This is a genomic window from Microcystis protocystis FBCC-A270 (assembly GCF_050500235.1).
Classification (GTDB): Bacteria; Cyanobacteriota; Cyanobacteriia; order Cyanobacteriales; family Microcystaceae; genus Microcystis; species Microcystis ichthyoblabe_A.
The window spans coordinates 3,894,176-3,918,846 of the sequence record NZ_CP191407.1; the positions used below are offsets into that span (position 1 = coordinate 3,894,176).

At 44.2% G+C, this 24,671-nt stretch carries 23 protein-coding genes and 4 pseudogenes; 12 read left to right on the plus strand and 15 right to left on the minus strand.

Annotated elements, in window-relative coordinates; genetic code table 11:
- Positions 1 to 28: 28 nt before the first annotated feature.
- The 3 genes from ACQY1X_RS18920 to cobO all read left to right on the plus strand — a co-directional run bounded on the left by ACQY1X_RS18920 (position 29) and on the right by cobO (position 2,769).
- On the plus strand, positions 29 to 937 hold the full coding sequence (locus tag ACQY1X_RS18920; protein ID WP_430015008.1) for a transglutaminase family protein: 909 nt from the start codon (positions 29 to 31) through the stop codon (positions 935 to 937).
- Between the two features lie 345 nt (positions 938 to 1,282).
- Complete coding sequence (locus tag ACQY1X_RS18925; protein WP_430013347.1) at positions 1,283 to 2,089, plus strand: Uma2 family endonuclease; 807 nt, start codon at positions 1,283 to 1,285, stop codon at positions 2,087 to 2,089.
- 74 nt (positions 2,090 to 2,163) lie between these two features.
- Positions 2,164 to 2,769 (plus strand): cob(I)yrinic acid a,c-diamide adenosyltransferase, encoded by a 606-nt coding sequence (gene cobO / locus ACQY1X_RS18930; protein WP_002737079.1) that lies wholly within the window; start codon positions 2,164 to 2,166, stop codon positions 2,767 to 2,769.
- On the opposite strand, the gene ACQY1X_RS18935 is transcribed toward cobO, so the two are convergent.
- The 6 genes from ACQY1X_RS18935 to pstS all read right to left on the minus strand — a co-directional run bounded on the left by ACQY1X_RS18935 (position 2,766) and on the right by pstS (position 9,161).
- Complete coding sequence (locus tag ACQY1X_RS18935; protein ID WP_430013348.1) at positions 2,766 to 3,947, minus strand: aldo/keto reductase; 1,182 nt, start codon at positions 3,945 to 3,947, stop codon at positions 2,766 to 2,768. The two genes, cobO and ACQY1X_RS18935, sit on opposite strands and share 4 nt — an antisense overlap.
- A gap of 136 nt (positions 3,948 to 4,083) precedes the next feature.
- Positions 4,084 to 4,848, minus strand: a complete 765-nt coding sequence (map, locus tag ACQY1X_RS18940; RefSeq protein WP_002737845.1) for a type I methionyl aminopeptidase — start codon at positions 4,846 to 4,848, stop codon at positions 4,084 to 4,086.
- Positions 4,849 to 5,070: 222 nt separating this feature from the next.
- Positions 5,071 to 5,883, minus strand: coding sequence for a phosphate ABC transporter ATP-binding protein PstB (gene pstB / locus ACQY1X_RS18945; RefSeq protein WP_002794329.1), 813 nt, complete (start codon positions 5,881 to 5,883; stop codon positions 5,071 to 5,073).
- An 8-nt stretch (positions 5,884 to 5,891) separates the two neighbouring features.
- Positions 5,892 to 6,776: a phosphate ABC transporter permease PstA gene (gene pstA / locus ACQY1X_RS18950; protein WP_002778972.1), complete on the minus strand. Its 885-nt coding sequence runs from the start codon at positions 6,774 to 6,776 to the stop codon at positions 5,892 to 5,894.
- Between the two features lie 4 nt (positions 6,777 to 6,780).
- A complete protein-coding gene (pstC, locus tag ACQY1X_RS18955; protein ID WP_430015009.1) occupies positions 6,781 to 7,755 on the minus strand; it encodes a phosphate ABC transporter permease subunit PstC in 975 nt (324 codons plus the stop codon).
- Positions 7,756 to 8,147: 392 nt separating this feature from the next.
- Positions 8,148 to 9,161 carry a phosphate ABC transporter substrate-binding protein PstS gene (gene pstS / locus ACQY1X_RS18960; protein ID WP_002778969.1) on the minus strand — a complete coding sequence of 338 codons (1,014 nt, stop codon included), beginning with the start codon at positions 9,159 to 9,161 and terminating at the stop codon, positions 8,148 to 8,150.
- Positions 9,162 to 10,156: 995 nt separating this feature from the next.
- Between pstS and ACQY1X_RS18965 the strand changes: the two are divergent.
- Positions 10,157 to 11,179, plus strand: a pseudogene (locus ACQY1X_RS18965) (IS630-like element ISMae23 family transposase); the annotation flags it as partial.
- On the opposite strand, the gene ACQY1X_RS18970 reads toward ACQY1X_RS18965, so the two are convergent.
- Positions 11,166 to 12,110 carry a TIGR04168 family protein gene (locus ACQY1X_RS18970; protein ID WP_430013349.1) on the minus strand — a complete coding sequence of 315 codons (945 nt, stop codon included), beginning with the start codon at positions 12,108 to 12,110 and terminating at the stop codon, positions 11,166 to 11,168. The pseudogene ACQY1X_RS18965 and the gene ACQY1X_RS18970 overlap by 14 nt on opposite strands.
- A 366-nt stretch (positions 12,111 to 12,476) precedes the next feature.
- Between ACQY1X_RS18970 and ACQY1X_RS18975 the strand changes: the two genes are divergently transcribed.
- Entirely contained in the window at positions 12,477 to 12,674 is a 198-nt protein-coding gene (locus tag ACQY1X_RS18975) for a hypothetical protein (protein ID WP_002736283.1), read from the plus strand.
- A 1-nt stretch (position 12,675) separates the two neighbouring features.
- Here ACQY1X_RS18975 and ACQY1X_RS18980 read toward each other — a convergent pair whose 3' ends face one another.
- The 3 genes and pseudogenes from ACQY1X_RS18980 to ACQY1X_RS18990 form a co-directional block, all read right to left on the minus strand.
- Positions 12,676 to 13,842, minus strand: coding sequence for a cysteine desulfurase family protein (locus ACQY1X_RS18980; RefSeq protein ID WP_430013350.1), 1,167 nt, complete (start codon positions 13,840 to 13,842; stop codon positions 12,676 to 12,678).
- A gap of 148 nt (positions 13,843 to 13,990) precedes the next feature.
- Positions 13,991 to 14,272: a Nif11-like leader peptide family natural product precursor gene (locus ACQY1X_RS18985; RefSeq protein WP_430015010.1), complete on the minus strand. Its 282-nt coding sequence runs from the start codon at positions 14,270 to 14,272 to the stop codon at positions 13,991 to 13,993.
- Positions 14,273 to 14,290: 18 nt separating this feature from the next.
- Positions 14,291 to 15,306 (minus strand): annotated as a pseudogene (locus tag ACQY1X_RS18990) (IS30 family transposase).
- Between the two features lie 96 nt (positions 15,307 to 15,402).
- Here ACQY1X_RS18990 and ACQY1X_RS18995 point away from each other — a divergent pair.
- Positions 15,403 to 15,727, plus strand: a pseudogene (locus ACQY1X_RS18995) (IS630-like element ISMae26 family transposase); the annotation flags it as partial.
- Between the two features lie 151 nt (positions 15,728 to 15,878).
- A pseudogene (locus ACQY1X_RS19000) lies at positions 15,879 to 16,289 on the plus strand (transposase); the annotation flags it as partial.
- Positions 16,290 to 16,325: 36 nt separating this feature from the next.
- Here ACQY1X_RS19000 and ACQY1X_RS19005 read toward each other — a convergent pair.
- From ACQY1X_RS19005 to ACQY1X_RS19020, 4 genes are all read right to left on the minus strand, one after another.
- Positions 16,326 to 17,267 (minus strand): hypothetical protein, encoded by a 942-nt coding sequence (locus ACQY1X_RS19005; RefSeq protein WP_430014693.1) that lies wholly within the window; start codon positions 17,265 to 17,267, stop codon positions 16,326 to 16,328.
- A gap of 216 nt (positions 17,268 to 17,483) precedes the next feature.
- Positions 17,484 to 18,026, minus strand: coding sequence for an NUDIX hydrolase (locus tag ACQY1X_RS19010; RefSeq protein WP_430013352.1), 543 nt, complete (start codon positions 18,024 to 18,026; stop codon positions 17,484 to 17,486).
- A gap of 273 nt (positions 18,027 to 18,299) precedes the next feature.
- Positions 18,300 to 19,472, minus strand: a complete 1,173-nt coding sequence (locus ACQY1X_RS19015) for a CBS domain-containing protein (protein ID WP_430013353.1) — start codon at positions 19,470 to 19,472, stop codon at positions 18,300 to 18,302.
- A 238-nt stretch (positions 19,473 to 19,710) separates the two neighbouring features.
- Positions 19,711 to 20,151, minus strand: a complete 441-nt coding sequence (locus tag ACQY1X_RS19020; protein WP_002751593.1) for a recombinase family protein — start codon at positions 20,149 to 20,151, stop codon at positions 19,711 to 19,713.
- Between the two features lie 274 nt (positions 20,152 to 20,425).
- On the opposite strand from ACQY1X_RS19020, the gene trxA reads away from it, so the two are divergent.
- The 3 genes from trxA (at position 20,426) to ACQY1X_RS19035 (ending at position 21,827) form a co-directional block, all read left to right on the plus strand.
- Positions 20,426 to 20,749, plus strand: a complete 324-nt coding sequence (gene trxA / locus ACQY1X_RS19025) for a thioredoxin (RefSeq protein ID WP_002751595.1) — start codon at positions 20,426 to 20,428, stop codon at positions 20,747 to 20,749.
- 80 nt (positions 20,750 to 20,829) lie between these two features.
- Positions 20,830 to 21,156 (plus strand): hypothetical protein, encoded by a 327-nt coding sequence (locus ACQY1X_RS19030; protein ID WP_002751596.1) that lies wholly within the window; start codon positions 20,830 to 20,832, stop codon positions 21,154 to 21,156.
- A 53-nt stretch (positions 21,157 to 21,209) separates the two neighbouring features.
- The gene (locus tag ACQY1X_RS19035) at positions 21,210 to 21,827 is read left to right on the plus strand and encodes a CP12 domain-containing protein (protein WP_409805871.1); all 618 of its coding nucleotides are present in this window, start codon (positions 21,210 to 21,212) and stop codon (positions 21,825 to 21,827) included.
- Between the two features lie 117 nt (positions 21,828 to 21,944).
- On the opposite strand, the gene ACQY1X_RS19040 is transcribed toward ACQY1X_RS19035, so the two are convergent.
- Positions 21,945 to 22,877, minus strand: coding sequence for a LysR family transcriptional regulator (locus tag ACQY1X_RS19040; protein WP_430015011.1), 933 nt, complete (start codon positions 22,875 to 22,877; stop codon positions 21,945 to 21,947).
- Positions 22,878 to 23,108: 231 nt separating this feature from the next.
- Between ACQY1X_RS19040 and ACQY1X_RS19045 the strand changes: the two genes are divergently transcribed.
- Together ACQY1X_RS19045 and ACQY1X_RS19050 are read left to right on the plus strand one after the other, a co-directional pair.
- Positions 23,109 to 23,399 carry a sulfate permease gene (locus ACQY1X_RS19045; protein ID WP_104396137.1) on the plus strand — a complete coding sequence of 97 codons (291 nt, stop codon included), beginning with the start codon at positions 23,109 to 23,111 and terminating at the stop codon, positions 23,397 to 23,399.
- A 94-nt stretch (positions 23,400 to 23,493) separates the two neighbouring features.
- Positions 23,494 to 24,615: a sodium-dependent bicarbonate transport family permease gene (locus ACQY1X_RS19050; protein WP_430015012.1), complete on the plus strand. Its 1,122-nt coding sequence runs from the start codon at positions 23,494 to 23,496 to the stop codon at positions 24,613 to 24,615.
- Positions 24,616 to 24,671 lie beyond the last annotated feature (56 nt).

Consider the following 24,671-nt stretch of genomic DNA (forward strand, 5'->3'; position numbering starts at 1 on the left):
ACCAGCTACTTTATTAAGGATAATCAGGATGAGTGTCATCTACGACTTGGAACACATCACCACCTATCATTATCGTAAACCGGTAACTTTTGGGGAACATCGGGCGATTTTTTTGCCTAGTGCCGGTCACGGTGAAAGAATTATCAGTTATTCTGTAGAAGCGAATATTGCCGCCAAAACGCGCTGGACTATGGATACTCTATCTAACAATGTGGTAGAGCTTGAATTCACTCAAGCAGCGTCAGAATTAATCGTTACCTGTCGATTACGGGCGGAACATTTTGGCTTAAAAGCGATTGCTGATTTTCCCCTCGCTCAACGGGCGATCGAAATTCCCATCCAGTACACCCCCGATGAATGGTTAGATCTAGTGGTGTTTATGCGTCCCCACGCTGAGGATGCCGACGGCAGCTTGGCAGCTTGGGCCAAAAGTTTTGTAGCGGGGGACCAAGATAATACCCTCGATGCCATGGCAAGAATGATGGCCGCTATCAAAGATAATTTTACTTACCAATCCAGAGAGAGTGAAGGAACTCAATCCCCCGGAGAAACCCTGCGGCTAAAGTCGGGAACTTGTCGCGATTATGCTTGGTTAATGATCGAAGCTTTGCGAAGATTGGGTTTAGCCTGTCGTTTTGTCAGTGGCTATCTCTACGATGCTGCCCTCGACGGTGGTGAAGTGGGGATGACTGGCTCTGGTGCTACCCATGCTTGGTTACAGGTTTATCTACCGGGGGCCGGTTGGCGTAATTATGATCCGACTAATCAAATTACCGCCGGCTTTGATTTAATTCGAGTGGCGATCGCTCGTCATCCCGGTCAAATCATACCTCTTTCCGGTTCTTGGTTTGGTGATGCCGATGACTTTTTGTCTATGGATGTTAAAGTGACCATTCGCAAGCTGGGGACGCTGCCGGATTTTGATCCGAGGGAATAGGTTGAATTATCGGGTTTTTCCTTGACTGGCGATTTTCCAACTAATCCTACTTGACCCAGGGTAAGCGCATCTTAACAATCCTTGACAAAAGGGACTTGATGTGAGTTACTTACCCAGAGAGCGATTCAGGCATATTTGATCAGAATTGGCTATCTCAATTGTTAAGCAAAAATCGACCAAATGGGTCGATTTCGTAGCTATTCTGATTGACTGGTAACACTTGAAATGCCCACGCGGATCACAAAATTGGCCAATTGTCAATAGCATTTGAGATGCTCTCACCCTGTACTACTACTGACTCATAGCTGTTATAATTAGATAAATGTCCCAGCCAGGGGAAAAACTATGACAACTCTCGACATTTTACCAGAAGTTACCTGTCCCCCCACGGATTTATGGAGTGATGAACCACCCTTGGAAAGTGATTTACACCTGCAACAAATCATAATTCTACTCAGTTGTCTAGAATTATTATGGCAAGAGAAAAACGATTACTACGCTTCCGGTAATCTGACTATCTACTATAACGAAGAACAACTGAAAAAGCGCGATTTCTGCGGTCCCGATTTTTTTGTGGTTTTAGACACAGAAAAACGTCCCCGCAAAAGTTGGGTGGTTTGGGGAGAACAGGGGAAATATCCCAATGTAATCGTCGAGATTCTCTCCGATTCCACGGCCAATATTGACCGAACTAAAAAGAAAATTCTCTATCAAAATACTTTTCGCACTCCTAATTATTTTTGGTTCGATCCTAATACCTTAGAATGGCAAGGATTTAGACTAATTGAGGGACAATATCAAGCTATTTCTGCTAATGAGCAGGGTTATCTATGGAGTGAAGAGTTAGGATTATATTTAGGCATATTTGACCGAAAACTGCGTTATTTTACCGTTGATGGTCAATTGGTTCCCACTCCCCAAGAAGCTGAATTACAGCAAAGACAAGCAAAGGAACAGATTCTTTTAGAAAAGGAACAGATTCTTTTAGAAAGGGAACAGATTCTTTCAGAAAAGGAACAGGAAAGACAGGCAAAAGAACAGGCTCTCCTAGAAAAAGAACAGGCTCTTTTAGAAAAAGAACAAGAACGACAAGCTAAGGAAAGATTAGCGGCAAAATTACGAGAATTAGGCATCAATCCCCAGACAATTTAGCCGGTTAAAATCTGCAAACAGCGATCGATAACCCCTTGAGTTACAATTATCTTGATTTGACTGGATAGACCCGAATGCAACTCACTCCCGAACAATACAAAGAAAAAATGCAGCGCCGCAAGGCAATCCAAGAAGAACGTTTAGCCGAAAAAATCGCTGAAAAAGGTTTAATTATCGTTAATACTGGCGATGGTAAGGGAAAAACCACGGCAGCCCTCGGTATGGTTTTACGTTCCCTCGGTCATGGTTACAAAGTGGCGGTGGTACAATTTATCAAAGGTGCCTGGGAACCTGCCGAACAAAAGATTTTTAGTGTTTGGGGGGAACAAATCGAGTTTTATGCAATGGGGGAAGGTTTCACCTGGGAAACCCAAGATAGAGAAAGAGATATAGAGAAAGCCCAAGAAGCATGGCAAAAAGCCCTAACTTTTCTCGAAAATCCCCAATATCAATTAATTTTACTCGATGAGATCAATATCGCCCTTAAATTCGGTTATCTGGATATTCAGGAAGTTATCGCTGGTTTAGCCCGAAAACCCGCTAATTGCCACGTTATTCTCACTGGTAGAGGAGCTTTACCCGAATTAATCGAGATAGCGGATTTAGTCACGGAAATGAAGTTAATTAAACATCCCTTTCGTCAACAGGGAGTGAAAGCGCAACCCGGCATCGAATTTTAACTACTGCTTAAGCGTTGTACCGTCTCTCCCGACAATAATCGATGAGTTTCAGCGAGAAGATGGGGAATTTGATCAGCGTGAGGACTAGCGGCTAAACAGGCAGTTAAATCGAGTTTTTCCACCTCTTTTGCCTGTTGACCCGGGAACCAATGACCCCCATTACCCAAGAGATTGTATCTGGCCCTAGCAAAGTCAATCATATCGTAGGCGATAGCGAGATTGCGTAACCAGAGGATAGAAGGAATATTGATGTGATTGGGGGTATTTTCCCAGCTAGGTAAACCTAAAGACCAAGTTTTCACCCAATTATCGCCTAAACAGTTGATCATCTCTCCTTGCAATCTCTCGATAATTGCTGGTAAAATCTCCTCGGCCCGATCAAGTAAGGGTAAAGTTTTCAGGTGTTCATCAAAATCCTTGGCTCGCGCTGCACCAATACTCAGGGTATGAACAGCCGGATGACTGAGACAGAATAGGTCATTAAAAACCATCGGACTGAGAGGAGAACAGAGAGCGACGAGCTTAGGGGGAGGATTGTAGAGATGGCCGCCCTTATCGGAGGGACTAATGATAAAAACGCCCATATCGTGCTGTTTTGCCGCTTCTATGGCCAGCCAGTTATTCTGAAAAATATAGTACCAGTGCAGATTGAGGTAATCGTAACAATTTGTTGCAATAATCTTGACAATTACATCAGTTGGTGCATGGGTGGAGAAACCGATAAAACGAACTTTTCCCTGTTGCTGTAATTTTTTCGCCTCTTGCCAACAACCGCCCTCGGCCATAGTGTCATCGAGAATTTCAGCGGTGTTGATGCCATGGATGCCCAACAAATCCACATAATCTAACCGTAAAAATTGCCTGGATTGCTCAAATTTACGGCGAAATTCCCGCACATCTTGACTAGGAGAAACTTTCGTCTGCACGATAATCTTATCCCTCGGTAGTTGCGGCAAAATTTTGCCCAATTGCATCTCGGAAGTGCCGTAACCCCTAGCGGTTTCGATGTGATTAATCCCCACTTCTAGAGATTTATTTATGATTGCCTCTAAATTGCCTTGATTCTCGTCGGGAATTTGCGACATCGGCACATCCTGCCACTGAAATTGATAGCGCATTCCCCCACAGGAAAACACCGGCATTTGTAGATTAGTGCGACCGAAACGACGATACTGCATATATTCAGTTATCAGTTATCAGTTATCAGTTATCAGTGGGGAGATGGGTGACCACTTCGTGCGCGTTGCGGGGGGTGATGGGGTATTAGTTGAAACTTCCCTATTTCCCCATTCTCCCATTCCCTGTTCCCTAAATTTAATCGGGTAAAGTGAGAATTTCGACACCGGTTTCAGTGACGGCAATGGTGTGTTCAAATTGGGCCGAAAGTTTACCATCTTTAGTAATAGCAGTCCAACCGTCTTTTAAGAGAATATGTTGCCAAGTACCCTCATTAATCATTGGTTCAATGGTGAATACCATGCCGGGGCGAATTGTTTTGCCTTTGCCGCGAATGCCGTAGTGGGGAACCTGCGGACCGGTGTGAAAAACATTACTAATACCATGACCGACAAAATTTCTAACCACTGAAAATCCTTGTCCTTCGGCGTATTCTTGGATAGCCGCGCCGATATCGCCGATTTTACCCCCCGGCTGCACTGCATCTATGCCTCTTTGCAGACATTCTCTAGTCACTTCTACTAACTTTTTCGCTAGGGGGGAGGGAGTACCGACAAAGAAAGTCTGGGAGGTATCGCCGTGATAACCCTCTAAAATCGGGGTGACATCGATGTTAATAATATCGCCGTCCTTAAGGATTTGAGCGGCGCTGGGGATGCCGTGACAGATAACCTCGTTAATGCTAGTACAGATGGACTTAGGAAAGCCATGGTATCCTAGGGGCGCACTTTTGGCTCCATGGGCGCGAGTCCAACGTTCTGCCTCGTCATTGATTTCTAGGGTACTTACCCCCGGTTTAACCATATCTGCCAGATGCTCTAAGAGTTTAGCTGCTAATCGTCCGGCTCGACGCATTTTTTCAATTTCCCGGGAGGAGAGTAAGGTGATGGTATCGTTGCCCATGAATTATCCGACTGTTAAGAAAGATTCTTGTTACATTTCTTATCCTAGCAAAATCGGGCAGCGTTATGGTTTCGGGAGTGGGGTGTAGGGTGTGGGGTGTAGGGTGTGGGGTGTAGGGTGTGGGGTGTGGGGAGAATAAATAAAAATAATCTCCTGTCTCCTGACTACTGATAACTGACTACTGATAACTGATCACTGATAACTGATCACTGATAAGAGAAATTAACCGAATCTACCGGCTACATAATCGCGAGTTTGTTGATTAACTGCATCGGTGAAAATTTTCTGGGTGGTGTCAAATTCCACCAAATGGCCGACGCGGCTTTCATCGGTATTAAAAAAGGCCGTGCGATCGGATACTCTAGAGGCCTGTTGCATATTATGGGTGACAATCACGATCGTGTATTGTTGCTTCAATTCATGGATTAATTCCTCGACTTTGAGGGTAGAAAGGGGGTCTAAAGCGGAACAAGGTTCATCCATTAATAATACTTTTGGTTTTACTGCCAAGGCGCGAGCAATACACAATCTTTGTTGTTGTCCTCCCGATAATCCTAAAGCGGATTTATTCAACAGATCTTTAACTTCATTCCAAAGAGCAGCTCCTTTTAAAGCTGATTCCACAATCCCATCTAATTCACTGCGACTAGCGGAACGATAAATTCTAATACCGTAGGCAATATTATCGTAAATACTAGCGGGAAAAGGATTAGGACGCTGAAACACCATACCCACCTGTCGCCGTAAGGTATGAAGGTTAACTTTGGGGGCGTAGATATCTTGGCCAAAAAACCTAACTTTGCCCTTAACTGTCACCTCTCCTTCTAATTCCCCGATGCGATTGAGGGCTTTTAAGAGAGTGGATTTACCACAACCGGAGGGGCCGATCATGGCGGTTACTTGCCTTTGCGGGATTTCTAAAGAAACCCCTTCCAGGGCTTTTTTACTACCGTAGAAAAAGCTAAGATTTTCGACTTCGATCGCCGAATTAGCTAGAGAAGTAGGGGTGTTCATGGTAGAGGAATCGATCATCATAAAAATGCTTAATTTGAGCGTTTACGAGTAACAAAACGGGAAAGAAGGCTAGTAATTAAAACTAAGATAATCAGCACTAAAGAAGCTGTCCAAGCTAGGGAATTTTGTTCAGGAAAGGGGGAACTAGCATAGTTATAAATCAACACCGTTAAAGCCGGTGTGGGCGACCAAAGACTTTCTTGCCAAAATTGACTAAATAAAGCCGTAAACATTAAAGGGGCAGTTTCTCCGGCAGCCCGGGCCACCGCTAATAATATCCCGGTCATAATCGGTGCGATCGCTGCTGGCAGGACAATGCGAAATACCGTATCGAAACGGGAACCCCCCAAAGCGGAGGAACCGAGACGGTAGGACATGGGTATTAGTTTTAGCGCCTCTTCCGTGGTTAAAGCGACGATGGGCAACATAATCACCCCTAAAGCAAAGGCCCCCGCTACGGCGGAAAATTGTTTGGTAGTTAACACCAAAACCCCGAAGGAAAACACCCCGACGATAACGGAAGGGGTACTACTCAACACCACGATCGCAAAGCGCAGAATACCGCCAATTTTGGAACCCCGAGCGAATTCCGAGAGAAAAACCCCGGTAAGAATCCCCAGAGGTATGCTGCCTAAGGCCGCTAAACCGACCATGGTTAAAGTCCCGACGATCGCATTAGCAAAACCGTTGGGAACACTAGGATCGGAGCCAACTGGGGCAGGTAAAGAGGTGAAAACTTGCCAATTAAATCCGGGTAAACCTTCTTTGACAATTTGAAAGAGGATAGCGAATAAAGGCAGAATAGCGACGGCACTAAGAGCGATCGCTAAACCCGTGAGACCGTTGGTAAAAAAATGCCGCCACGGTGACAGGGGTTGCTGTAAATCTTCTTCGGGAAAAGCTCCTTGAGTCATAAAATTAACGATTGCGGTTGATAAACTGTACTAACAAAGCCGCTACACTATTGACGGCCAAGGTAATAACAAATAGAATCAAAGCTAAATACATCAAAGCTCCGATGTGGATTTTTTCAAAAGCTTCTGGGAAAGTATTAGCTAGTACAGCAGGAATAGTATAACCGGGGGCCAAGAGGGAGGGACTAATAATCGAGGAGTTACCGATTACCATAGCCACCGCCATGGTTTCCCCTAAAGCACGCCCTAAACCGAGGATAATCGCCCCGATAATGCCAGAACTGGCCGCCGGCAACAGCACGCGCCAGATGGTTTCCCAACGAGTCGCACCTAGGGCCATGGAGGCGCTGCGTAATTCCGGGGGGACGGTAAGCAAAACATCGCGACTGATAGCGGAAATGGTCGGCACGATCATGATCGCCAGGATCACACCGGCAATCAACATACTCGGTCCCAAAGGTTGGGTACTAAATAAAGGGAACCAAGCAAGATTTTGAGATAACCATTCTTGCAGGGGTTTAAGCACGGGAATTAGCACGAAAATCCCCCATAAACCGATAATTACACTGGGAATCGAGGCAATTAATTCCACCAAAAAACCGATGGGATAACGGATACTGGCTGGCAAATAATTCTCGCTCGTGGTTAAAGCAACGGCAACACTGAGGGGAATAGCTAATAAAAGAGCCAGAATCGAGGAAACAACGGAACCGAAAATAAAGGGTAAACCACCAAATTTGAGGACGTTCACATCCCAAGTGGTTCCCCAGAGAAATCCCAGACCGAATTCATTGATCGCCGGCCGCGCATCCTGAAAAACAATCCAGGCCATCCAGAGCAGAAAAATTAAACCGGAGGCGGCACAAATCCAGACTAAGACTGTAAAAATGCGATCAAATAAACCGGCAGTGCCGGGGTTTTCGTTAAGATTGGCCGCTGAAAGCTCAAAAGACTCAACGGGTTTAGAAAAATTGGCCATAAGTATAGATCGCGATTACCAGTTATCAGTTATTTCAAATACAACTGTATGGGCTGAACATTGTTCAGCCCAGAGAAAAGAAATACTTGCCGTTATTAGTTATGGGGTTAACTGGTAACTTTTTTCCATCTTACTGGAAAGCGGTGACAATCAAGCCCAAACTAATACAAAAGTATTTAGGTTTGCTGAAAAAGTACGGGCGAAGCATTCGGTTAGAAAATCTCCGGTTTCACCGATAGGTTATTGCCCGAATGCTTCGCCCCTACAGGACGCGGGCCGATGAAGACGCAAGGTTTTCAAAGACGATTCTCTCAAAATTTGCACCTGTTTCGCGAGAAAAGCCACAAAACCCTTACCTTACCTACATTTCACATTTATTCAGCAAACCCTATTTATTTAATTTTGTTAACTTCGGCTAAAACTTTTTGAGTCACCGATTGAGGAATCCGGGTAAATTCCAATTGATTGTTAATACCTTGACCGGTGGTGAGAATCCAAGTCAACAGTCTTTTAATTTCCGCCGCTTTTTTGTTATCAGCGTAGTCTTTCGGTACTAATAACCAAGTAATCCCGACGATCGGATAACCACTGCCCGGATCGTCCATATTAGCGGTAAAATCGGCGTTAAATTTGATCCCTTCCATAGCTTTGTTAGCTTGGGTGAGACTGGGTTCGACAAATTGACCAGCTTTATTTTGAATTCTGGCGGTTCTCATGGTTGCCCCTTCATTTTTGCGGGCAAAGGTATCTTGAACGTAACCGATCGAGCCTTCTGTTTGTTTAACCAGGGCTGCCACACCATCATTTTTCGGTCCCTTGAGAACCGTAAAACCCCAGTTAGGTTCTTTGCTGGTTCCCACTTTACTTTTGAAAGAAGGACTAATAGCACTCAGGTGAGAGGTAAAAATCTCGGTAGTACCGCTACCATCAGCCCTAACCACTACTTTAATCGGTCGGTCGGGCAGTTTCGGATCTACTTGTTTCCAGTTGGTGATCTCGCCACTGAAGATTTTACCCAGGTTAGCCCGGGAAATTTGCAGGTTATTTACCCCCGGCAAATTATAAACCACGGCGACGGCTCCTCCGGCGGTGGGAACTAGCAGTAAACCGTTTTTCATCTGGCTTTTTTCCGAGGAAGAAGGAGCGGCATCGGAAGCCCCAAAATCGACGGTTCCGGCGATAAATTGCCGAATACCAGCACCGCTACCGACAGAATTATAGTTAACGGTGACACCAGTGGCGTTTTTATAGTCGGCAAAATAACGCTGGTATAGGGGCGCGGGAAAGGAGGCTCCTGCACCGTTCAGGGTTTGGGCGAGGGTTTCTCCCATCGTCCCTGCTAAGGCCGCTGCCGTGGCGAAGGAGACAGCACACACACGAGTTAGGGTAGCAGTTGAGAATATCATAAGTTTTCCGGTTGAAGAATCCTGCACAATTGGGAAAGTTAAACTTTCTTCAAGATATAGTTTAATGCACAAATATTACTTTTAAATCTAGAAATACTTTAGATTTTTTTGGTTAAGATTTGGTAAAGTTTAAGTTAAATTTACTTTAAAAAAGTCAAAACTTTTGGCAACAATTTAGTTAGACCGATCAAGACAAAAATCCATTGTAAGCTATAGGAATTTTCACACCAATTTGGCACATTTAAACCTTTGCTGATTGAACTTTTCAATATCAATAATGTACCTCTTGCGAACAGGAAACGCTATATAAATAGCTACCTTTTTAATGTTTCATCGCTTCTATTATTTTCATGGTTTCGACGCTGACAGTACAGACTCTTTGCAGTAAGTCAATTACTGTTTCTTTATAATCGGCGAAGCGATAGTTATTAAATCTTTCGGCGATGGTTTGATCTTTGGGTTTCTTTTCCTTATGTGAAGAAGCCGAAAATCAATTTAGTTGTAAAATACCTACACCTGTCAGAGAGGGCTCTTTTGGATTTGGTAGGTAAAATGTATTCTGAGATACAGTCCCCGTATTTCTCACAAAAAGTGCGATCACCAACCCCAGAAGCTTTACAGAATGAGGGTTTGAACAGAGCGCTCGCCTCGAAGTACAAAGGACAGTGTGTTGACGTTCCAAGACTTAAAATCATTATCAATTAGACGTTAGGAAAAAGAAGCAATTGATTACCATTTTTTTAGGCTAATTAATTGGGTTCTTCGGTTTGTGTTATGCAATGGACTGGGATTATAAGGGATGGACTCCTTATGTAGAAAGGCATTTGGCGATTTTTGTCAATTGTTTTTTATCTAGAGCGAACTCATCAATTAAGTCTCTTGCCAGAGAAAGATTTAGTCAATTTATGCCCCCCTATCGAACCATAACAAGTAACGAAGAGCCATAAATTTCCCAAAAGCTTCATCGAAATGTGTAATTAATTTTGCTTGGGTACTTAGCTGATTTTATTGGCTGTTCACTCAAAACGGTCGCCCATTGGTGTGTTCACGGCGATCCTAACAATTTAGAAAGTCTAGAAGATGGGAGAAAAAATGGAAATCATAAAAAAGCCACAGAGGAATATATTAATTTACTATTGAAAATAGTTGATGAAGACCCGAAGGAATTTGGATATGAATTCGGGAGATGGACAGCGGCAAGATTAGCAGAGCATCTAGAAAAGGAAACAGGAATTAAACTGAGTGGCTCGCAAGTGAGAAGAATATTGAGAAGAAAAAAGTATGTGTATATCTGGGCGAAATATAGTCTAGAAGATAAGCAAGACAAGAAATTAAGAAAAGCATTTAAAGAAAAATTAGATGAATATTTAAGGTTGGCTAAAGAAAAGCCAGAGTCAATCCAGGTATGGTTTTGAGACGGGGCTTTCAAGGTGGCGACGCAGGTTCGCCACACAGCTCCTCATGAGTGTGGATTTAGTTTGAGAGTAATAAGAAGGAGAGCTTGGACAAAAAAAGGAAAGCGAAAAAAAGTGAATGGACAAAGAAAAAGAGGAAGGGTGAATGTGATGGGAGCCTTAAGATATAATGACAAAAAACGAGTCTGTTTTATGATCAAAAAAGGAAATTCAGAAACTTTCCATGAACAATTAAAGAAACTTCATGAAGAGATTCGTCAAGAATGGATAAACTTGGGAAATCTGCCCGAAGATTTTCGAGAAAAGTGACCTAAGATTATCATTATATTAGACAATGCTAGTTATCACAAAAAGAAAGATGTTATTGAGCAGGTGGAAAAAGAGTTGCCCAATATTAGGCTAGAGTTTTTACCAGCTTATAGTCCAGATTACCACCTAATAGAATTAGTGTGGCATTCCGCTAAAGAATACATAGCTAATCGAGAATTTGAAAATAAAGAAGAACTGGAAAAAGTAGTCAATCAGCTTTTAAATGAAGGGGGATTGATTATTAAATGGAGTAGAAAACTTAAAAATAAGGGTAATGCTGTCAATGTAACTTAAATGCGTAAAAGCTTAGCCGATCAATTGATGCCCCGGAGTGATAAAGTTTTCTATTACTGATAATCTCGAAATTATCGTTCAACCAGATTAAAGATGCTTCTGTGACTAGACCTTCTTCAAGAGTGACTAGGGAAAAATTGCGAGATTTACCCTTATCGGAGTGGAGAATGCGAGGGACACTGGCAGCATTCAGATAAACAGTTCCCATCTCGGAAGTGACCACGGGATTGCGTAAACGGGAAGTAGTATGACGGAGACGGTGGTGCATATGACCGAAACTGACGAGAGGAACCTGTTTTCCTAATAGCTGTGCTTGTGCGATGGCCGCTGCTAAATCCGGATCCCCGTGGTCCCCTCCCAAGGGTTGCCAATCCCGACCACAGATAGCTTCCGCTTCCTTTCCCAGTCCGGCTGGACCATTGTGACCTAAAAAAATCAGGTTATTATAGGCAGTATCTTGAATATTAGCGATAATTTTGGCAGTAGATTCGGCAAAACTGCTGATATTATAGCGTTCTTGAAAAAATTCCCCATTTTTCCACTCGGAACCCCCCCAAGTAAAGGGACGACCCCCAACAATCGAAAGCTCTAAACTGGGTAGGTCTAGTTTTGAGTAACCCACATGGGCAACCCCTAATAATTCTAACTGGGCGGTGACACGATCTTCCTTGTTGCGATCGTAGGGACATTGTTTTCGTCCCCAGGGGGTGGCGCTATACCAAGCGTCATGATTACCGAGAATAACGGCTTTTGGTAAGGACAAACTGGCAATCCGACCGACAATTTCTAGGGATTCATTGCCAAAATCGCCGACAAATAGGGCTAAATCCACTTGTAAAGCTTCTAGAGCTAAATTATCTTCTATTTCCCATTGGTCGTGAATGTCACCGATGACGGCGATTTTATAGGTGCGAGGGAAAGAACTTACCATTACCAGTTATCAACTATCATTTACCAGTAACGATCATAGCTAGGATTGGCCGAATAAATCTAAAAACCTTGTCGGATAATATCTTGAGGCTTTTTTGAAATCAAAAAAGTGCCGGTCATTGGCGTAATCGGCTCAATTTGGTCGAAATATCTAGAGGAAATTTTGGGCGCAATAATATTATTGTAGGGGCGAATTGCATTCGCCCTCTTGGAATAACTTCTGCTGCTGACCTATAGGTGAGGTAAAGTCACAAATTAGGAGATGCAGCCGATAATTTTCTGGAGATGTAAAGATTTAAAACAAAGTTACCCACAGTCATCGGTTTGTTTGTAAATTTAGATACAGAATTATCAGGGTGATCTGTGTATGTCTTTACTACAATACCGCACTACTGCCGTTGTTACTTGTCCCCAAGCAAACACATGGGTACAACTCAGAATGCTCCCCTCTCCATACAGCTTTGATGAAGCGCTACTACTCTGTGAACAGGATCAGGGCCGTTGGGTGGCATGGATTCCCGATTTTGGCGAAATTATCTTGATCGAAGGGCAATTTGAGTCATAAACTAACTCTTGCTCACAATTAAAGCAGATAAACAGCGATCGATCACTTGTTTTAATACTAGAGCCGTCCAATCAATATCGGCTGCGCTGGTGTCCCTTCCCAGGGTTAAACGAATTCCCGCTAATGCTTCTCGATCGCTGTAGCCCATAGCTTTTAAAATTGGACTAGGGGAAAGTTTGCCACTATGACAGGCGGACCCAGAACTAATGCCGATTCCTGCTAAATTAAGCTGACGAACTAGCTGTTTTCCCGTGATCTGACTGTCATCGTCGGGACGGACAATAAAGCTGACGTGGTGGGGTAAACGATAGAATCGGTCCCCCGTGGGCAGCAGATAAGGATAATCGGCTAAGAGGTCAAATAATCGATCTCGCAGGGCGATTAAACGCATTTTTTCGCTAATTAAGTCTTTTTGGGCTAATTCAGCCGCTAAACCGAAAGCTGCGATCACCGGTACGGCTGGGGTTCCCGATCGCAGACCTTTTTCCTGGCCACCGCCCCGCAGTAATGGTAAAATATCGACACCGGCTCTGATGTATAAAGCTCCCGATCCTTGCATTCCATAAATTTTATGGCTGGAAAGAGATAATAAATCTACGGGCAGTTTCCGCACATCAATCGCGCATCTTGCCGCCACCTGCACCGCATCGGTGTGAAAAAGAACTCCCCTTTCTCTGGCAATGCTGCCCAATTCTTCAATCGGTTGTAGGGTTCCCACCTCACTTTGTCCGTAAATAATGGAAATTAAGACCGTATCGCTTTGAATTGCGGCTTTTAGGTCTAAAGGATTAACCCTACCTAGACGATTGACGGGAAGACGAGTAATTTGCCAACCTTGCTGCTCTAATTGTTTACAGGGTTCAGCGATCGCCGAATGTTCCACACTAGAAATAATTATATGACGGGGGCGGTTATACTGTTGAGCAACCCCGATAATCGCTAAATTATCGGCTTCCGTGCCGCCAGAAGTGAAGATAATCTGGTCTGGATTGGCATTAATTAACCCTGCTACCTGTTCTCTAGCCATTTCGATGACTGTTGCCGTATCCTGTCCCCAAGTGTGTAAACTGGAGGGATTGCCCCAATGATGCTGGAGAATAGTGGCAACCCGCTCGATCACTTGGGGATGAGTGGGGGTAGTGGCACTATAGTCAAGATAAATTTGCATTATTTTACAATCTGAGAAATGAGAGTCAAGACAGGCAGCTATTCTCAGTTTAGCCGTTTAAGAGATTAGAAAACGGGTTTCTTTAAGAAACCCGTTTTCTAAGAAACCCGCTTTCTTTAAGAATTGAGTTTTCGGCAGATTTGACGAGCTAAGTAAGGCAATCGATCACAAACTTCGGGGTCGCTTTCGAACGCAGATTTTTTTTAGTTAAAAGCATCACATTTCTGAGAGATATATCAGGAAGTCTTCTACTTTCTTCGGAATAGTATTCTGCCAGATCTTCAGAGGTAAAGCTGAAGCCTCTCTCAGAAGCCAGTATGACAGTAAGATCCATTAAACTTTGGACATCTGTTGTTAGTTCTAGACTATCTTGAATTTCTAGATCACTCTTAGCAATTTCATTAAACTGTCTGACGGCTTGGATAGACATAAGTTCTCCTGTGATGTATTAAGATTGAGACCAAGAACGGCCGATGCAAGTCTGAATTGCATCACTATCTGATCTAGCTTGATAGAATACCTCATTGGGTGTCTGATAGTCAAGACATTTTCGAGGACGATTGTTAATTAAGTTTACGGCTCTTTCCACCTCCTCTGGCTTAACGATTTTAAAATTCGTTTCCTTGGGGAAAAATTGTCTTAACAGTCCATTGGTATGCTCGTTTAATCCCCTCTCCCACGAATGATAAGGAGTAGCAAAATAAAAATCTGCTCCTAGTTTCTCACTCAACTCTTGATGTCCACAAAATTCTTTAACCTTGTCACAAGTAAAGGTTTTTCTTTTGTCAGGGTGAATCTCTTGGAAAATTTTTTCTGTGACTCTATTGATTTCCGATGCGGTTTTGTTTTTGGCTAATCCTGCTACTAAAAATTTCGAGGCTTTGTCCATATATGTAACGAGAAATCCTAGATGATTGCCTCCAATCATTGTGTCACTTTCCCAATGACCGATTTCGGTTTTCTGGTCAGCAATTGCTGGTCGCTCGCTGATATCTACACGCTCTGGAATCCCTCCACGCTTACTTTTTGCTCCATTTCGACTCTTTCTTTTTCCTCGTCCAGCCGCGTAGGTATTCTTGATACTTTCCACAGTCAAGGGTAGTTTTGATAGATCATTTGATAGATGGTTTCATGACTGAGCGATTCTTGACCAGCTTTTTTCAGACGACCTGCTATTTGTTCGGGACTATGATAATCTTTTAATCCTTTTTTCACCAACTCTAAGGCTGACTCGCTGACATTTTTAAAGGGTTGTTTGGCATTTTTTCGCCTTGTCTCGCTTTGAGCTTGTGCTGTGTCAGGTAGATAGCAGCCAAGGGAACTTTGATTCCTTTTTAATTCCCGTGATATTGTGCTTTGATGACATCCGAGCCAGACGGCCATTTGCCGTTGAGATAAATTTCCCTCCTGACTAAGTTGGTAGAGCAAGTTTCTTTGTTCTATGTTAAGATGTTGGTGGCTCATTTTGGGTCTGATTTGTTTTTGTTAATGATCAGACAGTACCTGATGAGCCTTTCTTTGTCAACTCTTGAGGTTGATGCGTTTCATTTTTGAATTGGCGAAATCATTGAAGCTAACAATGATGCAACTCTCGAAGAATTATCGGACTTACTGTATGAAAAGACACAGGTGAAAGTCAGTAGAGCCACCCTGGGGCGGCTGACGCAAAAACTCAATTACAGTTTCAAAAAAAAACACTACACGCGGCGGAAAAAGAAAGTGACAGGGTACAGCAAAAAAGAGTGGGATACTGGTCAGAAGTTCGGGAAATTGAGGCATCAAAACTAATTTTCATCGATGAATCGGGGGTAAATTTAGCCCTTTTGAGACTCTATGCTAGAGACTTAATTGGCCGAAGAGCTAGGGGAAGAAAACCACAAAAAAGAGGGGTTCTTCTAGGTTCTGTGTGATAAGTTTAACTTACTGTATGATCGATCAATCTTTGTGTCCTTTGTGTCTTTGTGGTTCGTTCCACCCCCTCGCTAGGAGGAATGTATCTTAGAATACATTTTACCCACCAAACCTGGTAGAGCCAAAGAGGGAGAAATATTTCAATAATTAGTGCTATAAGCTTAGAAAAAGTTGTGGCATCAGTCAACATATACGGTGCAGTGGATGCGGTAACATTTGAAGGATTTATTCTGAAGGAAGTGCTGCCAAAAATTAAAGAAGGAGACTGTTTGATCATGGATAATGCCAAGATTCATCTCGGAGAAATGGTCAGAGAAATAATCGAACAAGAAAAAGCTAGACTCATCTATTTACCTCCTTATTCTCCTGAATTCTCTCCTATTGAAAACTTTTGTTCAAAAGTGAAAGCGATGTTAAGAAAACTGGAGGTGAGAACTTACAAAGACTTAATAGAAGGGATTGAATTGGCTATGTTAGAAGTTACTCAAAAAGATATTCGCAATTGGTTTACTCACTGTTCTTACTGTACCTCATAAATCAGAGAATTGCTATAATTTATAATTTATAATTACCTATAGATAGTTAAGTTTTTGAGCGATTAGAGGTAACGCAAGAGCGATAGCAACACTAACAATCATACCGATAAAAGCTTTCAAGGCATCCCCTAAAACCAATTTACCCGTGGCGGCTAAATTAGGGTTTTCTCTGGTTAAAGTCAGAGAAATTTCTCGACCTCCTAATAAACCTAAAAATACCCAAGTGGTACTCATGGGAATATGATTATAGCCAACAAAAAAGAGTAAAATTAAGCCATAAATCAAGTTAATAATTGTTGCAGAACGCGGATCATGGGCGTTAGTTTTGCTAGTGACAATTTTCTCGATTTGACCACCATGATTAATAAAAATGATAGTTTGCAGGAGTAGCATAACTGTTAGAGATAAAACTAACCATGTTGCCGCTAACTTTCTGGGAAGATAGGCGAAAATATTAGCAAAATCTTGCATTAACCATTGACTCCAGAGAAACCCGGTGGATAACCACTGTAAAACTACCCAGATTTTTTGAGGTTCTTTATTAACTGTTTCTAGGAAAAAGTTTTCTAATCGATAAATAATTCGATAGATGACTAACCCCACTATAACAGCAATAGCATAACCCCAAGCGGATTTAACTAACATTTCATCTAGAGATTGGGGAGCAAAAACTGTTAAAACTAAAAAGGTTGTACTCACAGGTATTCCCCAAGTGGTGAGAATTAAAATTGCTAAGGGAGGAACGATATAAATCCAAGTAAAATTTTCTGGGAAGGGAATCATTTCTAGTCGATTATAGGCCACATCTCCCTGATTAATATACCAACCAGCGATAAAAATCGAGGCTAAGATTATACTGGAATACAGCCATAAAATCCACCAGGGACGTTCTTCATTGGCACTTAAAAAAGTCCCTAAAGTCTGTAGGGAATCGTTGGCAACAATCGCATAAGCTGATAGAATAAAGCCAGCAATCATAAAAAAATTACTCATAGACAGTGGGAATTATAAATTATGAATTAAGTAGGTAGCTGTTAAAAGTTGTTAGACACCCCCCTTATCAAGGGGGGATCAGAGGCAAAATCTATCTTCAATTTAATTATAACTACTTACTTATCAATTATGAATTAGGTAGAATAAATAAAAATAATCTCCTGACAACTACCTCCCTATTAATATAACCGCTATAACTCCTTAATTTTGCTTTAAAAAATCCCTCGCTAAATAGAAAGCAGCCAAACTACCAGAGACAGTAATTTCCTGGGTATTAATTTCCTGTAAAGGTCGAAGAATAACTTCAATTTCCTCGGTAACATCTAACTTTTGTTGACCGGTGGGGATAGCATTAAGAGCCAAAAAAATATGAATTCTGTTAGTATCTTTAACGGGATTATCATACAAAACACCTAGAGGTATTAGAGAATCACTTTGATAACCAGTTTCCTCCTCGAATTCTCGACGCGCTGCCGCAGTAATATTATCTTCACCCGCATCTACTGCCCCGGCGGGAAATTCTAATAAAATTTCCTTAACTCCGTGACGATATTGACGGACAAAAACTAATTGATTATCCCCGGTAACTGGAACAACTAACACAATTTCAGGACGAATATTAACAAAATAATCGTCGATAACTTGTCCAGAGGACAACTGCACCGCGTCTTGACGGACTTGACACCAACGATTCTGAAAAACTAGCTCAGATTTAATAATTTGCCATTTTTTTAAATTAGTCATCGACAATCCTGTTATAATTGCAGTGAAATTACTAAACTTTTTTCGCAGATAATTATAAGTAAGTAGGTAGGCGTTAAAAATTATCAGATGCCCCCCTTATTAAGGGGGGAATAAGGGGGGATCGGCACCCCCCTTATCAAGGGGGATCCCCCCGCCTTCGGCTTCCCCCCTTATCAAGGGGGGCTAGGGGGGATCGAACCTAAAATCTATTTTTAATTTAATTATAACCAGCTACTTAACCAGATTTAGTATGAATAGAAGCAAACCGGTTATCTAAGAGCTAATTTTACGACCGAGGTGGGCAAGCTTATCTAGAACAGATTGAAGCAAAGATCGCCGCTGCTCGACGACAATATCTAAGTTAGCCAACATATACTTTACGTCTTTGTAAGCATTGTCTAACAAGGCCAGTAATAATTCGCGATCGCCAGCGCTCTCTTTTTCTGATGGGGTGCGGGTCCGTTGGGGTAATAAGTCCGCCGGTGGAGAAGGAAGGGAGGGCGATCGCTCGGACTCTAGCTGTTGAATGGTTTGTTGTAAATTTTCAATCACCCCATACATTTCCATCGGGTCAAAAACCCTTAACAGACTGGTTTGTGTAACAATGCCCAACCCCCGACCCCAGTTCCAAGAAACCACCAAACGCCCCACCCGCCGTTTTTGCATTTCCTGATGGGCCGTCCACAGGGAATCCTCCGGGTTGAGGAGAAATAACGGCGTACTCATCACCGTCTGGGCCCTAGTTTTGTGCAGATCGATTTGAACTGCTTGAAACTGGACAAGATCTCGCTCTGTCACAATACCAACGGGGTAGTCATTGTCTTCGGAATTTCTCTGGGTGATCACCACACAACTAACACGATGTTCCGCCATTAACTGGGCCAATTGCAAGACTGTGGCGGTGAGTGGGGCCTGTACCACTTGACTGGTCATCACATCCGATACGCGACGAAACCGCAATAGATTGGCCGGACGCAATATCTGGCGAATACTTTCATGGGAGATCACCCCGATTAAGTGTCCTTGGTCATCCACAATCGGCAAATGGCGAATGCGGTAGCGCCGAAACAAAAACAGGGCAGCAAAAATGTCTTGAGCAGATTGCTGGGGTAACGTGATCAGGGGATGTACCATCACATCAGCAACGGTTGTCTCGGTCAGGTTAATTCCTTGAGCGGTGAGTCGCACCACATCCCGTTCTGTCAAAATTCCTAATAGCTCTTGCCCCTGCACCACCAGCAGACAGCTAACACGCGCTTCTCCGGCCGGAGCAGCTAGAGGGGATAGGTCATCGGTGAGTAAACACAGACGACTATGGGCCTGACCGATCATGGCGATCGCATCTGCCAGGGAAGTGGTTGGCGGCACCGTCAAGGGGTGGCGATCAATCGCTTTTTCCAGATCGGGGGCCCAACTCAGAGGTGTATCGAGAGACATCAGCACCATCCTGCAATCGCAAAGGCCAAGATAGACAGAACAGCCACTGGGCAAAGAACCCAGACTCTCAGAGTTGCCAAAACCCGTTCTAAAACTATCTCAAAGTGTAGCGTCATTTAACTTTTTCCTAAAAGATGTAACGTTTTGTTACAATTTTTATTAAACTCGTAAAGATTTTAGACCCACTTCGGTGTATCATAGAGGGATGTAACAGGTTAAAGCCTGAAACTTTTTATTTAGGGGTTATTCAGCCTCTAATGGTTTCAGGAGCGGTATCACCAGACGCTGGGGTGAGTACTTCCGGGTTCTGGTCGGCCTGAAGGGTTACTCCGGAAATTCTGGACACCTTTCCATAAAGTCGATCCAGCACTCGCTTTACGGAAATACGCTGCCATGGTTGACCGCGTTTGGTGGTGTAGCCCTGTTCATTAAGCCAATCGGCGATCTTCTGCAAGGATTTCCCCGATTTGTGATGACGGCGAATCAGTTCAATGACCCGGCACTCTTCCGGATCATCCACTAATTCCCCATCGATCGATCGTTGTCCAAAGGCAGGGGAGCCGTAGCCCGCATAACCACCGTTGCTTGCTTTTGCTTGTCTGCCTTGTTCTAGCCGCTCCCAGGCAGATAAATCGTTGGAAGGGGTCGCTGTCATAGGGTATCTAAATGCAATAACTTGCAAAACCATATTATCGCAACTTAACGTCGCAAATTTGTTTTGATTGGGGGCAGCCGATGACGACTTACAAATTAAAACCCCTGCATGAGCAGGGACTAGATGTCACCATCGATGTCTGGGACAACCAAACTATAGACGATACCCCCGGGAGGCGGACAAAGTTAAAGGGTCAAAGGCCAAGCATTTTTAGATGAGGAGCGGTTCAAAGCTGAATTTATCTTGTAAAACGCACCGAGAAGAGAATTTGTCCTGAGTTACACAGCATCAATCTGGAGATATAAACATGGGTACGGCTACATTTATTCAAGATGAAACTGAATTTGATTCCCTATTAAACAGTGAATCCCTGTTGGTGGTAGATTGCACGGCAACCTGGTGTGGACCTTGCAAACTGGTGGCGCCGTTGATCGATCGATTGGCCGATGACTATCGCGATCGCGCCAAAGTCTTCAAACTTGACCTAGACAGTAACAAACCCGTGGCCAAACGCTTTGGAATTAAAAGTATTCCGGCTGTCATGGTGTTTAAACAGGGGAAATTGATAGAAACATTAGTTGGGGTTAAACCCTATGAAGAATTTACGGCAGCCGTAGAACGACAATTATAGTCTTCCACCGTGAACAAACACTCTGGGCAAACGTCCGAAGTTGACCCTTTCCTTCTCACACCACTATTCAATTTTGAGGTATGGCGATGAACAAGCTTATAGAAATCCGGTGTCCCAACTGTGGCAGCGTAGCTCAACGGCTCTTGAGCGATCGCCTGCCCGCAGGATATAAGTGTCCGGCCCGGCAAGTTGCTCAGACGGAATGCCCAGTGTGTGATTATTTCATCGCCATGTGTTGGCAAAACGGTGCTGTGCTGGAGGCCTATGCTCCGGGCATTCAGGGGAACACAGCTGCGGCCATGCCGCCCCAGCCCCAACCAGCGATCGCCCATTGGTCTTTGTCATCTGTGTTCAAAGTGGCACTCAGCCCACAAGAGTCTAGGAAATTGCTATCGGGACAACCCTAGTCAACTTTTGCATTTATACCAGTTCTTTAATTTAACAACACCATCCAACTCCTATGCTGCAAGCTCAAGAAATTATGACCCAAAACGTTGTCACCATTCGTGGTTCGGCAACGGTTGCCGATGCCGTGAAATTGATGAAAGAAAAAAAACTGCGGGGTTTGATTGTCGAACCGCGCCATGAACAGGATCCTTATGGAATTGTCACCGAAACCGACATCGTTTACAAAGTGGCGGCCTTTGGCCACGATCCTAAAACTATGCGGGTTTACGAAATTATGGCCAAGCCCTGTGTGGTTGTCAATCCCGAACTGGGGGTGGAATATGTAGCCCGGTTATTTGCTCAAACCCGCATTCGCCGCGCCCCGGTGATTCAGGGTAAAACTTTGCTGGGTATTATTTCTGTCAGTGATATTCTCTTCAAGAGCGATTTTGTTGAAAAGCCCAAGCGGTTGTTCATTGAAGATGAAATTGAAGCAGCCCGGGAAGACGCACGGGCAATTTGTGCGGCCAAGGGTGAAACCTCTCCCGATTGCGCTGCGGCCTGGGATGTGGTTGAGGAACTCCAAGCCGAAGCCTCCCATCAACGGGTCAAAAAACAGGGGACTAACTCACTTCAGTCCTACTGCGAAGCCAATCCTGATGCCTTAGAGTGCCGCATTTATGAGGATTAAATCCTGGCGGGTTTTGGGAGAATCGATCGCCTTGAGGATCTTGCCGATCGGTTTCCCCGCGCGATCGAGTTCTTGATCTCCACCTTTTCGGATGCGATATAGATCGATCGCTTGCGCTTACCGAATTCGACTTGATCGGGGGTCTGTGGGTACATACACCCCTAATTCCCCTGAGAGGAGATAATCAAGAAAAGTCTTGGCGATCACGGATAGTTTTTTATCCTTGGGATAAACCACATACCAATGGCGTTGGATGGGAAAATCTTCCACGTCAAGGATGGTAAATTCCCCATTGGGAGGATCTAAATTTAAGACGTGCTGAGACAGAACCGAAATTCCTAAACCACCGGCGACCGCTTGTTTAATGGCTTCATTATTGCCGATTTCCAAACGCAGAGACACAGTGATGCCATGGTCGAGAAAAATTTGCTGTACTGCCCGTCTAATTCCCGATCCCATTTCCCGCATAATAAAAGGTTCCCCTTGCAGTCGTTTAATTGGAATTTTTTTCTGTCCCGCTAGGGGGTGATCTTTGCGAGCAATAACCACAAGGGGATTTTCCAGAAACGGTTGAATCTCCAGGTTTAGATCTTGGGGAGGTTCGCTTAAAATATATAGGTCATCAACATTATTGATAATCCTTGCTTCTAGGTCTTGGTGATTGGTCAATTCTAGGGACACATCCACCCCTTGGTACTGTTGACAAAAAGGACCTAGGATCTGAGGGATTAAATATTGGGCTGTGGATACCGCCGCTAAACGCAGTTTACCCTGTTTAATGCCCTTGATATCAGCGATCGCCATCTCAAAGTTATCAAGATCCTTGAGGACTGCCTGACAGGTTACTAATAAACTGCGTCCGGCCTCGGTTAAATACAAACGTTTGCCTATCTGTTCAAATAAGGGCAGACCCACTGCTTTAGTCAGTTGTTTCATCTGGGTGGAAACGGTGGGTTGGGTGATCAATAGTTCTTCAGCAGCCCTGGTGAAACTGCCATGACGAGCGGTTGCTTCAAAGACAATCAGTTGATGTAAAGTGGCGTGAATCAAGAGAGGCCTCTAGAGAGCTACACTTCTGTTACTGCCTTGAGGAGCTTTGCTAAACAGAAGCAGGAATGGAGGGGAACGAGTGAAAACCTCCCCACACCGCTTATATCATAGGTTTAAATCAATACTTTTGTAAAGATATATCGATTTAAACTCAATTTACAAAAATTTGCTTGTCAAGATATCCGTTCTAGTATAGATTTATAACAATCGATCTTTAAAAACCATAAAGTTTTGTCTATCAAGGCTGGTCTGTCAACCGCCGGCTTTGTTGTGGCAAAAAATCCTTTGCTCAGTTGGATTCTCATGGAAATAACCAATCGTATTCATTTTGACAATTTGCGGGGTGATATCTTCGGTGGTCTAACAGCTGCCATCGTTTATCACCCTCTAGCTCTCGCCTTCGGGGTAGCTTCTGGGACGGCGATCGGGGCCAGTTCAACCGCCAAAAATCCCGAATTAGGCTTACCTGCGGACTTGACACTGTCCAAAGTTCTGCCCGCAACAGGTTTGCTTAAGGGGTAAAGAGCCTTACTCTTACTCTCTTTCAGCTTTTGAAGGTTCATTTAGTCCGTTTATATTCAATACTCCTCATCAGGGGAGGCTTAAGGAGGTATTCGTGGATTTTTTCTCATTGTTTGTCATGGACTTTATCCAGCAGTTGCAGTCGCCAACGCTGGCCTTTTTGATTGGTGGCATGATCATTGCCGCTCTCGGTAGTGAATTGGTCATCCCAGAGTCGATTTGTACGATCATCGTCTTTATGCTGCTGACCAAAATCGGTCTGACCGGCGGGATTGCCATCCGCAATTCCAACCTGACGGAAATGGTATTACCAATGATCTTTGCCGTCATAGTAGGGATTATTGTGGTCTTCGTCGCCCGCTATACCTTAGCCAATCTGCCCAAGGTGAAAGTGGTAGATGCGATCGCTACTGGGGGATTATTTGGAGCCGTGAGTGGCTCGACAATGGCCGCCGGTCTGACGGTACTCGAAGAACAAAAGATCCCCTACGAGGCTTGGGCCGGCGCACTCTATCCTTTTATGGATATCCCGGCGCTGGTAACGGCGATCGTGGTGGCTAACATTTATCTTAACAAGAAGAAGCAGAAAGAAGCGGCCTACGACCACGAGTCTTTTAGCAAGCAGCCGGTGGCGGCCGGGGATTATTCCGATCAGCAGGATTATCCCAGCAGTCGGCAGGAATATCTCAGCCTACAGCAGCCAGCGGATAATCGGGTCAAGATTTGGCCGATCATTGAAGAAAGCCTTCGCGGACCTGCCCTATCGGCCATGTTATTAGGTCTGGCTTTGGGCATCTTCACCCAGCCGGAAAGTGTCTATAAAAGCTTCTACGATCCCCTCTTTCGCGGCTTGCTTTCGGTCTTGATGCTAGTCATGGGGATGGAGGCTTGGTCAAGGGTTGGTGAACTGCGTAAGGTGGCCCAGTGGTATGTCGTCTATAGCGTCATAGCACCGTTTATACATGGTCTAATCGCCTTCGGTCTCGGCATGATTGCCCACTACGCCACCGGGTTCAGCTGGGGCGGTGTGGTCATGCTGGCCGTCATCGCTTCCTCTAGTTCCGACATCTCTGGGCCGCCCACGTTGCGGGCCGGTATCCCGTCGGCTAATCCCTCCGCCTATATAGGTGCGTCCACGGCCATCGGTACGCCCGTAGCGATCGGCTTGTGCATACCCTTCTTCGTTGGTCTCGCCCAGGCCCTCAGCGGCGGCTAATCCGAGAAAGATTGTGGTCTGTCGGCGTTCCCTCGATCGGACAGACCAAGCAAATA